At 32.8% G+C, this 13,383-nt stretch carries 13 protein-coding genes; 11 read left to right on the forward strand and 2 right to left on the reverse strand.

What is annotated here, in order from left to right; translation table 11 throughout:
* Positions 1 to 612, reverse strand: a 612-nt coding sequence (gene yihA, locus RH98_RS00005; RefSeq protein ID WP_010249090.1) for a ribosome biogenesis GTP-binding protein YihA/YsxC, incomplete at its 3' end; no start/stop codon positions are given.
* A gap of 3 nt (positions 613 to 615) precedes the next feature.
* Positions 616 to 1,380 carry an alpha/beta fold hydrolase gene (locus tag RH98_RS00010; RefSeq protein ID WP_010249093.1) on the reverse strand — a complete coding sequence of 255 codons (765 nt, stop codon included), beginning with the start codon at positions 1,378 to 1,380 and terminating at the stop codon, positions 616 to 618.
* Between the two features lie 347 nt (positions 1,381 to 1,727).
* Between RH98_RS00010 and mraZ the strand changes: the two genes are divergently transcribed.
* The 11 genes from mraZ to RH98_RS15915 are packed head-to-tail and all read left to right on the forward strand — an operon-like array spanning position 1,728 to position 13,382.
* On the forward strand, positions 1,728 to 2,186 hold the full coding sequence (gene mraZ, locus RH98_RS00015; RefSeq protein WP_010249096.1) for a division/cell wall cluster transcriptional repressor MraZ: 459 nt from the start codon (positions 1,728 to 1,730) through the stop codon (positions 2,184 to 2,186).
* Complete coding sequence (gene rsmH / locus RH98_RS00020) at positions 2,179 to 3,090, forward strand: 16S rRNA (cytosine(1402)-N(4))-methyltransferase RsmH (RefSeq protein WP_010249097.1); 912 nt, start codon at positions 2,179 to 2,181, stop codon at positions 3,088 to 3,090. The genes mraZ and rsmH overlap by 8 nt, the downstream gene beginning before the upstream one ends.
* Positions 3,087 to 3,446 (forward strand): FtsL-like putative cell division protein, encoded by a 360-nt coding sequence (locus RH98_RS00025; RefSeq protein ID WP_010249099.1) that lies wholly within the window; start codon positions 3,087 to 3,089, stop codon positions 3,444 to 3,446. Before rsmH ends, RH98_RS00025 begins: the two co-directional genes overlap by 4 nt.
* Positions 3,437 to 5,440 (forward strand): PASTA domain-containing penicillin-binding protein, encoded by a 2,004-nt coding sequence (locus tag RH98_RS00030; RefSeq protein WP_010249101.1) that lies wholly within the window; start codon positions 3,437 to 3,439, stop codon positions 5,438 to 5,440. Before RH98_RS00025 ends, RH98_RS00030 begins: the two co-directional genes overlap by 10 nt.
* On the forward strand, positions 5,437 to 6,891 hold the full coding sequence (locus tag RH98_RS00035; protein ID WP_010249103.1) for a UDP-N-acetylmuramoyl-L-alanyl-D-glutamate--2,6-diaminopimelate ligase: 1,455 nt from the start codon (positions 5,437 to 5,439) through the stop codon (positions 6,889 to 6,891). Before RH98_RS00030 ends, RH98_RS00035 begins: the two co-directional genes overlap by 4 nt.
* A 22-nt stretch (positions 6,892 to 6,913) precedes the next feature.
* Positions 6,914 to 8,125: a phospho-N-acetylmuramoyl-pentapeptide-transferase gene (gene mraY / locus RH98_RS00040; RefSeq protein ID WP_010249105.1), complete on the forward strand. Its 1,212-nt coding sequence runs from the start codon at positions 6,914 to 6,916 to the stop codon at positions 8,123 to 8,125.
* A 1-nt stretch (position 8,126) separates the two neighbouring features.
* Positions 8,127 to 9,458, forward strand: a complete 1,332-nt coding sequence (gene murD, locus RH98_RS00045; RefSeq protein ID WP_010249107.1) for a UDP-N-acetylmuramoyl-L-alanine--D-glutamate ligase — start codon at positions 8,127 to 8,129, stop codon at positions 9,456 to 9,458.
* 6 nt (positions 9,459 to 9,464) lie between these two features.
* On the forward strand, positions 9,465 to 10,718 hold the full coding sequence (locus tag RH98_RS00050) for an FtsW/RodA/SpoVE family cell cycle protein (protein ID WP_010249109.1): 1,254 nt from the start codon (positions 9,465 to 9,467) through the stop codon (positions 10,716 to 10,718).
* Positions 10,718 to 11,809, forward strand: coding sequence for an undecaprenyldiphospho-muramoylpentapeptide beta-N-acetylglucosaminyltransferase (murG, locus tag RH98_RS00055; RefSeq protein ID WP_026038635.1), 1,092 nt, complete (start codon positions 10,718 to 10,720; stop codon positions 11,807 to 11,809). The genes RH98_RS00050 and murG overlap by 1 nt, the downstream gene beginning before the upstream one ends.
* Before the next feature lie 4 nt (positions 11,810 to 11,813).
* Positions 11,814 to 13,160, forward strand: a complete 1,347-nt coding sequence (gene murC, locus RH98_RS00060; protein ID WP_010249114.1) for a UDP-N-acetylmuramate--L-alanine ligase — start codon at positions 11,814 to 11,816, stop codon at positions 13,158 to 13,160.
* Positions 13,161 to 13,163: 3 nt separating this feature from the next.
* Positions 13,164 to 13,382 carry a hypothetical protein gene (locus tag RH98_RS15915; RefSeq protein ID WP_010249116.1) on the forward strand — a complete coding sequence of 73 codons (219 nt, stop codon included), beginning with the start codon at positions 13,164 to 13,166 and terminating at the stop codon, positions 13,380 to 13,382.
* Position 13,383 lies beyond the last annotated feature (1 nt).

A 13,383-nucleotide genomic window follows, 5' to 3' on the forward strand; every position in this document is an offset into this window, starting at 1 on the left:
GTTAGGGTTCTTAAAGACTTCTTGGTTGACTTCGTCAATGTAATCTAAAACGTCATCCCTTCCAGTTTTATGTTCGGATGAGGTGACAAAATAAGGAGGCATTTCAGCCCAATTATTAGCAAGCATTGCTTTTTTGTAAGCTGCTACTAAAGAATGAACTTTTTGTTTACCTACTTTATCAGCCTTTGTAAAAATAATACTAAAAGGTATTTCAGATTCGCCCAAATATTGCATAAACTCTAAGTCTATTTTTTGAGCTTCATGTCGAATATCAATAAGTACAAAAGCACTAACTAATTGTTGTCTTTTCTCAAAGTAATCTGTAATGAATTTTTGGAAAACAGATTTTGTTTTCTTACTTACTTTTGCATAACCATAACCTGGTAAATCAACTAAATACCAATTTGAATTAATCTTGAAGTGATTAATTAATTGTGTTTTACCTGGTCTAGATGAGGTTTTTGCTAAATATTTCGAGTTTGTAAGCATATTGATTAAAGAAGACTTACCTACGTTAGATCTTCCAATGAATGCATACTCTGGTATAGGCTCGTTAGGACATTTACTAGCCTCAGAATTACTTACGACAAACTCAGCAGTATTTATTTTCATCTTTTATAAATTTCTTTTTTTTAACCAATCATGTAAAATTACATTGAATTCATCAGGATGCTCCATCATTGCTGCATGACCACATTGATCAATCCAAAATAAGTCTGAATCAGGTAAAAGTTCATTAAATTCTACAGCCACCTCAGGAGGTGTAACCTTATCATTTTTCCCCCAAATAAGACAAGTAGGAGTTTGGATTTTAGGTAAATCTTTAGACATATTATGTCGAATTGCACTTTTAGCGATAGTTAAAGTCTTAATAAGTTTCATTCTATCGTTTACAGTAGCAAATACTTCATCTACTAATTCTTTTGTGGCTACTTTAGGATCGTAAAAAACATCTTGTGCTTTCTTCTCGATATATTCATAATTTCCACGTTTAGGATAGCTATCTCCCATAGCACTTTCATATAAACCAGAACTACCAGTTAATATCATCGCTTTCAAAAGATCAGGATACATTTTTGAAAAATATAATGCAATATGCCCTCCCAAAGAGTTTCCAAGTAAGATAACGTCTTTGTAACCAATCTTTTCAATAAAGTCTTTTACAAATTTAGCAAACGCTTTTACATTTGTTTTTAGGATACTATTTGTGTATAGCGGTAGTTCAGGAAGAACCACTTTGTAACCTTCTTTTGGGAAATAGTTTGCAACACCATCAAAATTGCTTAAGCCTCCCATTAATCCGTGTAAAATAATAATTGGAGTTCCTTCACCAATTTCTACATAACGGAATTTTCCATCTTCTTTTAAAGTTCGCTCCATGTAGTTTTTAAATGCGATTTTTAAATTCCCACAAATATACGGTTTTCTAAGCGACAAACTTTCTTTTGAAGAGTATAAAAATCAAATAAATCTTATATGGTAAAATTTTGAGTGTAAAAACATCTTTTTTCATTCAATTTTTTTCTTAGAATTTGATGTTTTTAAGAGGCTTTTTAGATGAAGGCGATAGTTAAAATGTAAAAATTAAAGGTTATAAATCAAATAATTACTCGCGAAAACCCTTTAAAATCACTTAACAGCGAAAACTTATCAACAAAGTGGGTAAAAGTGGTAAAAAGTGGTAAAAAAATAATTACATTTGCTATAATATTAATTATAAGTGTGATTTGGCTTCAATTATAGGAACATATGAATGCAAAATCGATGCTAAAGGCAGAGTTTTGGTGCCTGCTTCTTTAAAGAAGCAGCTTCCTGCTATGGCAGAAGGTTTTGTTTTAAAACGTTCTGTTTTTGAATCATGCTTAGAATTATGGCCAATGGCGGAGTGGGATAAAATGATGACGAAGATTAGTAAACTAAATCCATTTGATAGAAAGAATGATATGTTTATTAGACGCTTTATGGCCGGGGTTAAAAATGTTGATATTGATGACGCAGGACGTCTTTTGATTGCAAAAGATTTAATCGATTTTGCAAATATTTCAAAAGAGCTAGTCTTTTCATCAAAAGTCAATATTATTGAAATATGGGATAAAAATCAATATGAAGCTACCCTGAATCAAGATGATTTTGATTTTGGAGATTTAGCGCAAGATGTAATGAGTAATATAAGTTTTGATGAATAAAGAAGAATACGGTTATCATAGACCAGTTTTGTTAAATGAAAGTGTGGATGGTTTGGCAATAAAACCTGATGGGGTTTATGTTGATGTTACTTTTGGTGGTGGTGGACATTCAAGAGAAATTTTGAGTCGTCTTGGCGAGAATGGAAGATTATACGCTTTTGATCAAGATCAAGATGCTTTAGAAAACGCTATTGATGACCATCGTTTTACACTTATTAATCAAAATTTTAGATTGCTTAAGCGTTATTTGAGATTTTATGGAGTGAGTGAAGTTGATGGAATACTTGGAGATCTAGGAGTTTCATCTCATCAGTTTGATGTTGCTGAACGTGGTTTTTCAACTCGTTTTGATGGAGAGCTGGATATGAGAATGAATAAACAAGGGGAGATATCAGCCTATAACGTAGTGAATGATTATGATGTCAGAGAGCTAAGAAGCATTTTGAGCTTATATGGTGAACTAAAAAATGCAGGAGCAATTGCAAATGCTATTGTTAAGGCAAGAATGGATAAGGAAATAAAGAATACGGATGAATTGAAAATTGTTTTAGCTAAGTTTTTACCAGCGCATAAAAGTGCGAAAATTTTAGCTCAGATATATCAAGCGATTCGTATAGAGGTGAATAAGGAAGTAGAGGTACTGAGAGAAATGCTAGAGCAGAGTCTTGAAGTATTGAAAGAAGGTGGTCGATTGAGTATTATTTCTTATCATTCTTTAGAAGATAGGTTGGTAAAGAGATTTATGAAGAATGGAATGTTTGAAGGAGAACCAGAGAGAGATATGTTTGGAAGATTTGAAGTTCCAATGAAACAATTAGGAAAATTGATAATTCCTAGTGAGGAAGAAATTAAGATTAATAACCGAGCTCGATCAGCAAAATTAAGAGTAGCAGAGAAAAAATGAAAAAAACAATAGCTAGTCCAGTTGATATTATAAAAGCTAAAATTCTTGTTAATGAGGATTCAGCTAAGAATTGGGCTTTTATTATTTATGTTATTGTTCTGTGTTTAATTTTAATTTGGAACACTCAAGCTTATGAAGCAAAGGTGTTTAAAATAGCTGCTCTGAATCATGAAGTGAAAATGTTAAGAGCAGAATTTGTGGATACTCGATCAGAATTGATGGAATTAAAGATGGAATCAACAATTACTAAAACTCTTGAAGAGCAAGGTATTTTTCCATCAGAGACTCCACCGACAAAGATTAAAGTGAATAAGGAAGAAACGAAAACTAGTTTTTGGGGAAGATTATGGCGTTAGACAATAAAAATATTTATGTAAATATTTATATCATATCTGCGCTAGTTCTCTTGATGGCAGGTGGGATTGTATATCGACTAGTGAAGATACAAAGTGTAGAGGGAAAAGAGTTAAGAGCTAAGGCTAAAGATAAAAATAGAGTTAAAGAAGAATTAATCCCTGCAAATAGGGGTAATGTATATTCTGCAGATGGTAGTTTATTAGCTACTTCTGTACCGGTCTTTGAAATTCGATTTGACGGAGTAGCACCAAGTAAAGAAGATTTTGACAAGAATGTCAGACCCTTGGCTGATTCTTTAGGAAAGATGTTTAATAAACCAACATCTTATTATGAAGGGATTTTACGCAAGGGAAGAGCTACCAATAGTAGATATGTTTTAATCGCTAGAGATTTAAGCTATACACAATATGTAAGAGTTAAAAACTTTCCTTTATTTAAGAGAGGGCCTTTTAAAGGTGGTTTTATTTCATTACAAAAGACTGTACGTCAGCATCCTATTGGTAAAATTGCTCAGCGAACAATTGGTTATGAACGTACATATGAAGATAATACTGTTGGTAGAGTTGGAATAGAGGGGGCTTATTCAGATTACCTAAATGGAATAGACGGTAAGCGCAAAATGCAGAGTTTAGGAAAAGATCAATGGAAGCCTATTAATGATGAGAACGAGGTTGATCCTATTGATGGGAAAGATATCGTCTCTACTATAGATGTGTATATACAAGATATTGCTCACCATGCTTTGTTGAAAGCTTTAGAAGATTTTAGTGCAGATCATGGTTGTGTTATTGTGATGGAGGTGAAGACAGGGGCTATTAGAGCTATATCAAATCTAGGTAGAGGAGCTTCAGGAAACTATTTTGAAACTATAAATTACGCTATAGCTGAAAAACATGAACCAGGCTCAACATTTAAGTTAGCATCATTGCTTGCTTTGTTAGAGAAAGGGAAAACGGATACTGCCCGTATTTACGATACGCAAGATGGAGTTGTGAAATTTTACAATGCAAGAGTTCGCGATTCTAAATGGGGTGGATATGGTAAGATTTCGCTAGCGAAGGGGATAGAAAAATCTTCTAATACAGTAATTACTCAGGCTATTAATGAAGGATTTAAGGACAATCCAAGTGAGTTCACAAATTACTTAAGTACACTGTGGATGGACAAACCATTAGATTTACCATTAAAAGGAGAAGGTATTCCTTATGTTCCACAACCTGGGAAAAAAGGTTGGAGTGGTTTATCATTACCATGGATGGGATTTGGATATGGACTTTCTGTTACACCAATGCATACTTTGATGTTGTATAACGCTGTAGCAAATAATGGAGAGATGGTAAAACCACAATTTGTATCAGAGGTAAAAGAGTTTAATAAAACAGTTAAAAAGTTTGAGAAAGAGGTTTTGAATCCACAAATAGCTTCACCAGAAGTAATTCAACAAGTTCATGCCATATTGGAGAATGTTGTAATAAGAGGAACAGGAAGAAAACTTTACTCAAAGAACTTTTCTATGGCAGGAAAGACTGGTACAGCACAGGTAAACTATGGTGGAGGAAAAGGTAAGGATATGTATTATTCTTCTTCTTTTGCAGGTTATTTTCCTGCTAATGATCCAAAGTATTCATGTATTGTAGTTATTCATAAGCCTGATCGTACTAAGAGTTATTATGGAGCAGATGTTTCTGGACCAGTGTTTAAAAAGATAGCTCAAAAAATATATACTGATTTGCCAATTACTACTGCAATTGATGGAATTGACATTGTACCCGAAGAAGTAGAACATCGTTATTTAGATTTTTATACAAAAGGTGCAGAGACGGATGAAGTAATGCCTGATGTAAGAGGAATGTATGCCATGGATGCACTACCGTTATTAGAGAATTTAGGATTGAAAGTAGAGATAAAAGGAATTGGGAAAGTAAAAAAACAATCCATTCCTTCTGGACAAAAAATAGATAAGAATAAAAAAGTGATATTAGAATTATCGTGAAAATATTAAGAGACATATTATATAAAGTAGCTATTAAATCTGTAGTTGGGTCAACTGATTCTCCTATAGATTTTGTCGCATTTGATTCTAGAAAAGTTTCGAAGAATACTTTATTTATTGCTATTTCTGGAAATGTAGTTGATGGGCATGCTTTTATCACTTCTGCAATTGAGAGTGGCGCTATAGCAATTATATGTGAGCATTTACCTAGTGAGATAATAAGTGGTATTACTTATATATGTGTAGAAGATGCAAATTTAGCTTTAGCGATTATAGCTAATAATTTTTATGACAGCCCTTCTTCTAAATTAAGATTAGTTGGAGTAACAGGGACAAACGGGAAGACTACGGTAGCTACATTGCTTTATCGCCTTTTTACAAACCTTGGATATAAAGTAGGGTTGCTGTCAACTGTGAAAATTTTAGTAGCAGATGAAAAGTTTGAAACAAGTCATACGACACCAGATTCACTTACCATAAACTACTATTTGAATGAAATGGTAGAAGCTGGTTGTGAGTTTTGTTTTATGGAAGTAAGTTCTCATGGAATTGTACAAAAAAGAACTAGTGCATTAGAATTTAAAGGTGGGGTATTTACAAACCTAAGTCATGATCATTTAGATTATCACAAAACTTTTAGTGAATATCGCGATGCTAAGAAAGTATTTTTTGACCAATTAAAACGTCAAGCATTTGCCATTACTAATATCGATGATAAAAATGGCTTAATTATGACGCAGAATACTGCGGCTAAAATTAAGACTTATGCATTAAAGAATATGGCTGATTATAAAGGTCAAATTCTAGAAAGTCAATTTTCAGGAATGTTGATGAAGATAAATCAACAAGAAATTTGGGTACAATTAATAGGGGCTTTTAATGGGTATAATTTGTTAGCTGTTTATGCAGTAGCAATAGAATTAGGTATTCCATCAGAAGAAGTCTTATTACAAATAAGTAAGCTTACGAGTGTAGAAGGTCGTTTTCAATATGTAGTTTCTCGAAATAAAGTTACTGCTATTGTAGATTATGCACACACACCAGATGCTTTGAAAAATGTTATAGAAACAATTAATTCTATTCGAACTTATAATGAACAGTTAATAACAGTTGTTGGTTGTGGTGGAAATAGAGATAAAACTAAAAGACCAGAGATGGCACAGATTGCTTCTGAGCTAAGTGATAAAGTGATATTTACCTCTGATAATCCACGTTTTGAAGACCCTAAAGCCATCCTAGATGATATGGAAAAGGGAGTAGAATTTCAGAATGTTATGAAAACAATAGTATTAGAAGATCGTAAGCAAGCAATAAAATTAGCCTGCCAACAAGCCAAATCAGGAGATATTATTTTGATAGCAGGAAAAGGACATGAAAATTATCAAGATATACAAGGAGTGAAGAATCATTTTAATGATTTAGAAGTTGTAACCGAATTTTTAGAACAATAAAAAATAGTAAGAGAGAAAGATTATGTTGTATTACTTATTTCAATATTTAGAAAGTTATTTTAAAATACCTGGTGCGGGTGTATTCCAATACATTACGTTTAGGTCTGGTATGGCAGTAATAGTGTCACTGTTACTTTCTATAATATATGGAAAAAGAATTATTAGAGCGCTGCAAAAAATGCAAGTAGGCGAAACTGTTCGAGAATTAGGATTAGAAGGACAAAAAGAGAAAGCAGGTACACCTACAATGGGAGGAGTGATCATAATTCTTGCAACCTTGATCCCGGTTTTATTGTTTGCAAAATTAGATAATATTTATGTGCTCTTGTTGATATTGACAACTCTTTGGATGGGAGCTATTGGTTTTCTAGATGACTATATAAAGGTATTTAAGAAAGATAAAGATGGTTTAAAAGGTAGATTTAAAGTTATTGGGCAAGTAGGCTTAGGTTTAATTGTTGGATCGGTACTTTATTTTAGTCCTAGTGTTACAGTAAGAGAAACACCATCAAATTTACAAATGGTCGAAGCGGCTGTTAGTAAATATGATGTTAAGTCAACTGCTACTACTATACCTTTTTTTAAAAATAATGAGTTTGATTATAGTGTATTAATAAGTTGGTTAGGTGAAGGTGCTGAGAATTATGCCTGGTTAATCTTTATACCTATTGTAATTTTTATTATTACAGCTGTTTCGAATGGTGCAAATTTAACAGATGGAATAGATGGGTTGGCAGCAGGAACATCAGCTATCTCCACGTTTGTATTAGGAATATTTGCTTTTGTATCTGGTAACGTTATTTTTTCTAATTACCTGAATATAATGTATATACCTAATTCAGGGGAAATGACAGTCTTTATTTCTGCATTTGCGGGTGCATTGATAGGATTCCTATGGTATAATACTTATCCAGCTCAGGTTTTTATGGGGGATACAGGTAGTTTAACTATTGGAGGTATTATTGCTGTAATGGCTATAGCTGTGCGTAAAGAATTATTGATTCCGGTATTATGTGGAATCTTTTTGATAGAGAATTTATCAGTGGTGCTTCAGGTATCATATTTTAAATATACTAAGCGTAAATATGGAGAAGGACGACGTATTTTTTTAATGTCACCTTTGCACCATCATTTTCAAAAGAAAGGTTATCATGAGAGTAAAATTGTTACTCGTTTTTGGATTATAGCAATATTGCTAGGAGTGTTTTGTTTAGTATCATTAAAATTGAGATAATATGAAAATTGTTGTATTAGGAGGAGGAGAAAGTGGCGTAGGGACTGCAATTTTGGCTCAACAGAAAGGGTATGACGTATTTCTATCTGACTTTGGAGCGATAAAAGATAGTTATAAAGAAGTATTAGAATCACATCAGCTAAAATGGGAAGAGGGTGGACATAGCGAAGAAGTGATTTTAAATGCTGATTTAATTGTTAAAAGCCCAGGTATTCCTGATAAGGCAGCAATTATAAAAAAAATAAAAGAGAAAGGAATAAAGATAATTTCAGAGATTGAATTTGCATATTCCTTTAATAAAGAACTGTCTATTGCTATTACTGGTAGTAATGGTAAGACGACTACTACAATGTTAACCTATAAGCTTTTAAAAGATGGAGGGTGCAATGTAGGTATGGCGGGTAATATCGGAGATAGTTATGCAGAGCAGGTAGCAAGTGATCCTGAAAAATGTTATGTCTTAGAATTGAGTAGTTTCCAATTAGATGGAATAGAATCTTATAGACCTAATATAGCTGTATTAACAAATCTGAGCCCTGATCACTTGGATAGATATGATTACAAATATGAAAATTATATTGATTCTAAGTTTAGAATAACAATGAACCAAACTGATGATGACTATTTCATTTATGATTATGATGATGTAGAAATTCAGAAATGGTTGCAAAAACATGAAATCAAAGCAAAAAGAGTTCCATTTTCATTAACTCAAAAGTTAGAAGAAGGGGCTTATGTTGAAGATAAAAATATTGTTGTCACTATGAATAAGGAAACGATTATTTTACCTATTGAGGATCTTGGTATAGAAGGATTGCATAATGTGAAGAATGCAATGGCTGCTACGACTATTGCTCAATTGAAGCGAATTAGAAAAGAAAAGATTCGTGAAAGTCTTTCTGAATTTCAAGGTGTAGAACATCGATTAGAAAAAGTAGCTAAGATTGACAATGTTCAGTATATCAATGATTCGAAAGCTACTAATGTTAATGCTACTTTCTTTGCATTGGAAAGTATGAAAACTCCAACCGTTTGGATAGTAGGAGGAATTGATAAAGGGAATGATTACAATGAGTTAATGGCATTAGTACGTGAAAAAGTCAAAAGTATTGTATGCTTAGGTATTGACAATTCTAAAATACGTGAAGCATACGAAAATGTGGTAGATGGATTTGTAGAAGTGCAAACGATGGAGGATGCTGTAAAAATAGCTCAAAGTTTAGCAGAAAGTGGAGATACAGTTTTACTTTCACCTGCTTGTGCTAGTTTTGATTTATTCAAAAGTTACGAAGATAGAGGGACTCAATTTAAAGAAGAAGTACATAATTTATAGATAAATATGAAACAGTTGTTTGCACATTTATATGGCGATAAAACGATTTGGGCTTTAGTAATACTATTGGCCTTCTTTTCGTTTATGCCTGTATATAGTGCAAGTACAAATCTTGTATATACTGTAGGAACAGGTAAACAGACAGGATATTACTTACTGAAACATTTAGTTCATATTTCCGTTGGTCTAGGAGTTCTATGGTTTAGTCATAAAATGGAATATAAATATTTCAGAGCTATAGGAGTCTTTGGATTACCAATTATAGGGTTGGTGCTATTGTATACTCTTATGAAGGGGACTACGATAGGAGGAGCGAATGCGAGTCGTTGGGTAAGTATTCTAGGGTTTCAGTTTCAACCATCTTCTACAGCCTCCATTATTCTATTGATATATGTAGCTCAATATTTAGTTAAAATTAAAGATAGTGTGGTTGAGTTTTGGCCATCTTTCTTAGAATTATGGCTACCTGTATTGATTATTGTAGGACTAATATTACCGGCAAACTTTTCGACGGCAGCATTGATTTTTTTGATGGTGTGTATTTTAGTTTTCGTAGGTAAATATCCTCTAAAATACTTAATGTCTATTATAGGATTAGGTATTGTATTTATGGGGATTTTTGTATTAACTGCAAAAGCTTTTCCAGGTATGTTTCCTAACCGTGTTGATACTTGGATTAGTCGTATAGATCGATTTGCAGGTCCAGATGATGGGACAAAAGATTTATATCAAGTAGAGAATGCAAAAATGGCTATTGCTTTAGGAGGAATAGTTGGAGTGGGACCAGGTAAAGGAGTTCAGAAGAATTTTTTACCTCAATCATCTTCCGATTTTATCTATGCGATTATTGTTGAAGAGTATGGTTTAATAGTAGCATTAGCAGTATTATTTGTTTATCTATTATTATTCTTTAGGTTTTTGGTTGCTGCACATAGGGCACCCACTTTGTTTGGTAAACTATTAGTGATTGGACTTGGTTTCTTTTTTACGTTTCAAGCATTGATTAATATGGGAGTTGCTGTATCGTTACTTCCAACAACGGGACAAACTTTACCATTAATTAGTAGTGGTGGAACATCAATTTGGATGACATGTTTTGCACTGGGAGCTATCTTAAGTGTAACTAAGAAAGAGCAAGAGATTCAGCAACAAGAGTTAGAAAAGCAAGATAAAGAAGAGCGTCTGCAAGAGGAGCTTAAAAAAATAGAAGAAGAAAGATTAAAAGAAGCATTAGCTGAAAAAGAAGTAGTAGAGTTATAATGATGAAAGCACCAAGAGTTATATTAAGTGGAGGAGGAACGGGAGGACATATTTATCCCGCATTAGCAATTGCAAATGAGTTAAAGTCTCGTTATGCTGATGCTGAAATCCTTTTTGTAGGTGCAGAAGGAAGGATGGAAATGGAAAAAATACCTGCTGCTGGTTATCCTATAGAGGGGTTGTGGATTTCAGGGATACAAAGAAAATTGACAATAGATAATTTATCATTTCCGTTTAAACTAATTAGTAGTTTATGGAAATCAAAGAAGATTATTAAAAGATTCAAACCTGATGTGGTTATAGGTACTGGAGGATATGCAAGTGGAGCTGTAGTGAAAGTGGCTTCGGATATGGGATTACCGACAGTTGTACAAGAACAGAATTCTTATCCAGGAATTACAAATCGTTTCTTAGGTAAGAAAGCAAAATGTATATGCGTTGCCTATGACGAGGTGGCTTCCTTTTTTCCAGGTAAAAATGTGCTAAAAACAGGAAATCCCGTTCGCAAAGATTTATTAACGGTTGAAGATAAAAAAGAAGAGGCATTTCAGTATTTTGGTCTTGATAGAACAAAAAAAGTATTATTGGTCTTAGGAGGAAGTTTAGGTGCTAGACGAATTAACCAACTTATTGAAAAAGAGATTCCGTTCTTTAATCGGATGGGAATACAGATTTTATGGCAATGTGGAAAGTTATATTACGACGAGTATAAAAAATCAGAAAGTACAGATATAAAAGTAGCTCCATTTATTGATCGTATGGATTTGGCTTATGCATGTGCTGACATAATTATATCACGTTCGGGAGCTTCATCAGTTTCTGAATTAGCAATAATAGGTAAGCCTGTTATTTTTATACCGTCACCTAATGTGGCAGAAGATCATCAAACAAAGAATGCTAACAGCATTGTAAAGCATGGTGGTGCAGTAATGATTAAAGAAAATGAGCTAGATCAGTTTGAAAGGATTTTTAGTGATTTAGTTTTAGATAATAATAAAATGATAGAATTAGGAAAACAATTTAAAAAATTGGCTTTACCTAATGCAACAAAAGATATTGTTGATCAAATAATAGCTTTAATAAAAAAGTAAATATATGTTAGTTGAGGAAATAAAGAGCGTTTATTTTATTGGTATAGGAGGTATTGGGATGAGTGCCTTGGCTCGTTATTTTAAGTTTTTAGGAAAAAATGTAGGTGGATATGATAAGACTCCAACTCAGTTAACTCGTGAATTAGAAACAGCAGGTATAAATATACATTATGAAGACAATGTTGATCTTATAAATAGTGAATATTTAAATGCGAGTAATACCCTTGTTGTTATTACTCCAGCAATACCTAGTGACCATAGTGAATGGGGATATTTTAAAAAGCATTCTTTTCAAATCAAAAAAAGAGCTGAAGTTTTAGGTATTATTACTAAAGATACTTATTGTTTTGCAGTTGCTGGAACTCATGGTAAAACAACAACTACAAGTATATTAGGACATTTGTTATTTCAAGCTGGAATAGATGTTACAGCATTCGTCGGAGGAGTGGTTGAGAACTATCAAACCAATTTAATTGGTAGTGGAACAAGTGTAACAGTAGTAGAAGCAGATGAATTTGACCGTTCTTTTTTAAAGTTGAATCCTAATGTAGCATGTATTACTTCTACAGAAGCTGATCATTTAGATATTTTTGGAACGGCAGAGGAAATGCTAGTTTCGTTTAATGATTTTGCTAATAAGGTGGAAGAAGAGAACAAGCTATTTGTGACGGAAAATGTTGCTATAGAAGGAATCAAAATTGGCTTTCATAAAGATTGTTCTTATCGTATAGACAATATTGTAATAAAAGACGGGTGGTACATATTTGATATAATAACCCCTATTGAAATAATTCGTGATGTAAAATTTGGCTTACCAGGACATCATAATCTATCAAATGCACTTGTTGCATTTGCAATGGCATATGACTATAGTGTAGATAAAGAGAAATTAGTTGAGGGATTAGCTTCTTTTAAAGGTGTAAGAAGAAGATTTTCATATCAAATTAGAAATGAAGAATTGATTTACATTGATGATTATGCACATCATCCTACAGAAATAAAAGCAGTAAGCCAAGCAGTACATGAAATGTATAGTGATAAAAATATTTTAGCAATATTCCAGCCACATTTATATTCTCGTACACGTGATTTTATGATAGAGTTTGGCGAAGCATTATCAACATTTGACAATATTGTATTATTAGATATTTATCCAGCAAGAGAATTGCCTATTGAAGGTATAACATCTACTAAGTTACTTGAATTAATTACATCGAAAAACAAAACATTGGTAACAAAAGATGAATTGCTTGATTTTATTAAGAATTCAAAAGCAGATGTTGTGATGACAATTGGGGCAGGAGATATTGGTGAAATGGTTAAAGGAATAAAAGAAGGTTTAAAAGCATAAAGAATGAAAAAAATACTAAATAGAATTAAATGGATAGATGTTCGCATATTGTGTGTATGTGCAATTGCTATTTTGTTGTATTCATTTAGTAATAAAAGAAATGATAATAGAAGTATAGATGACGTTGACGTAGTTTTTAAAGGAGAGGATAGACATTTTGTTACTCCAATGGAAGTTCGCAATTTGGTTAAAAAAAAACTTTCCAAATACTTCCGTGATTAAT

Origin of the sequence: Myroides injenensis M09-0166, assembly GCF_000246945.1 — a bacterium.
GTDB lineage: Bacteria > Bacteroidota > Bacteroidia > Flavobacteriales > Flavobacteriaceae > Flavobacterium > Flavobacterium injenense.

What these genes read in the sequence shown, in the direction of transcription:
- RH98_RS00025 (WP_010249099.1), top strand. Translation starts at nt 3,087, where the DNA reads ATGAAAAAAACAATAGCTAGTCCAGTTGATATTATAAAAGCTAAAATT.
- RH98_RS00050 (WP_010249109.1), top strand. Translation starts at nt 9,465, where the DNA reads ATGAAACAGTTGTTTGCACATTTATATGGCGATAAAACGATTTGGGCT.
- mraY (WP_010249105.1), top strand. Translation starts at nt 6,914, where the DNA reads ATGTTGTATTACTTATTTCAATATTTAGAAAGTTATTTTAAAATACCT.
- murD (WP_010249107.1), top strand. Translation starts at nt 8,127, where the DNA reads ATGAAAATTGTTGTATTAGGAGGAGGAGAAAGTGGCGTAGGGACTGCA.
- murC (WP_010249114.1), top strand. Translation starts at nt 11,814, where the DNA reads ATGTTAGTTGAGGAAATAAAGAGCGTTTATTTTATTGGTATAGGAGGT.
- RH98_RS00030 (WP_010249101.1), top strand. Translation starts at nt 3,437, where the DNA reads ATGGCGTTAGACAATAAAAATATTTATGTAAATATTTATATCATATCT.
- RH98_RS00010 (WP_010249093.1), bottom strand. Translation starts at nt 1,380, where the DNA reads ATGGAGCGAACTTTAAAAGAAGATGGAAAATTCCGTTATGTAGAAATT.
- RH98_RS15915 (WP_010249116.1), top strand. Translation starts at nt 13,164, where the DNA reads ATGAAAAAAATACTAAATAGAATTAAATGGATAGATGTTCGCATATTG.
- murG (WP_026038635.1), top strand. Translation starts at nt 10,718, where the DNA reads ATGATGAAAGCACCAAGAGTTATATTAAGTGGAGGAGGAACGGGAGGA.
- rsmH (WP_010249097.1), top strand. Translation starts at nt 2,179, where the DNA reads ATGAATAAAGAAGAATACGGTTATCATAGACCAGTTTTGTTAAATGAA.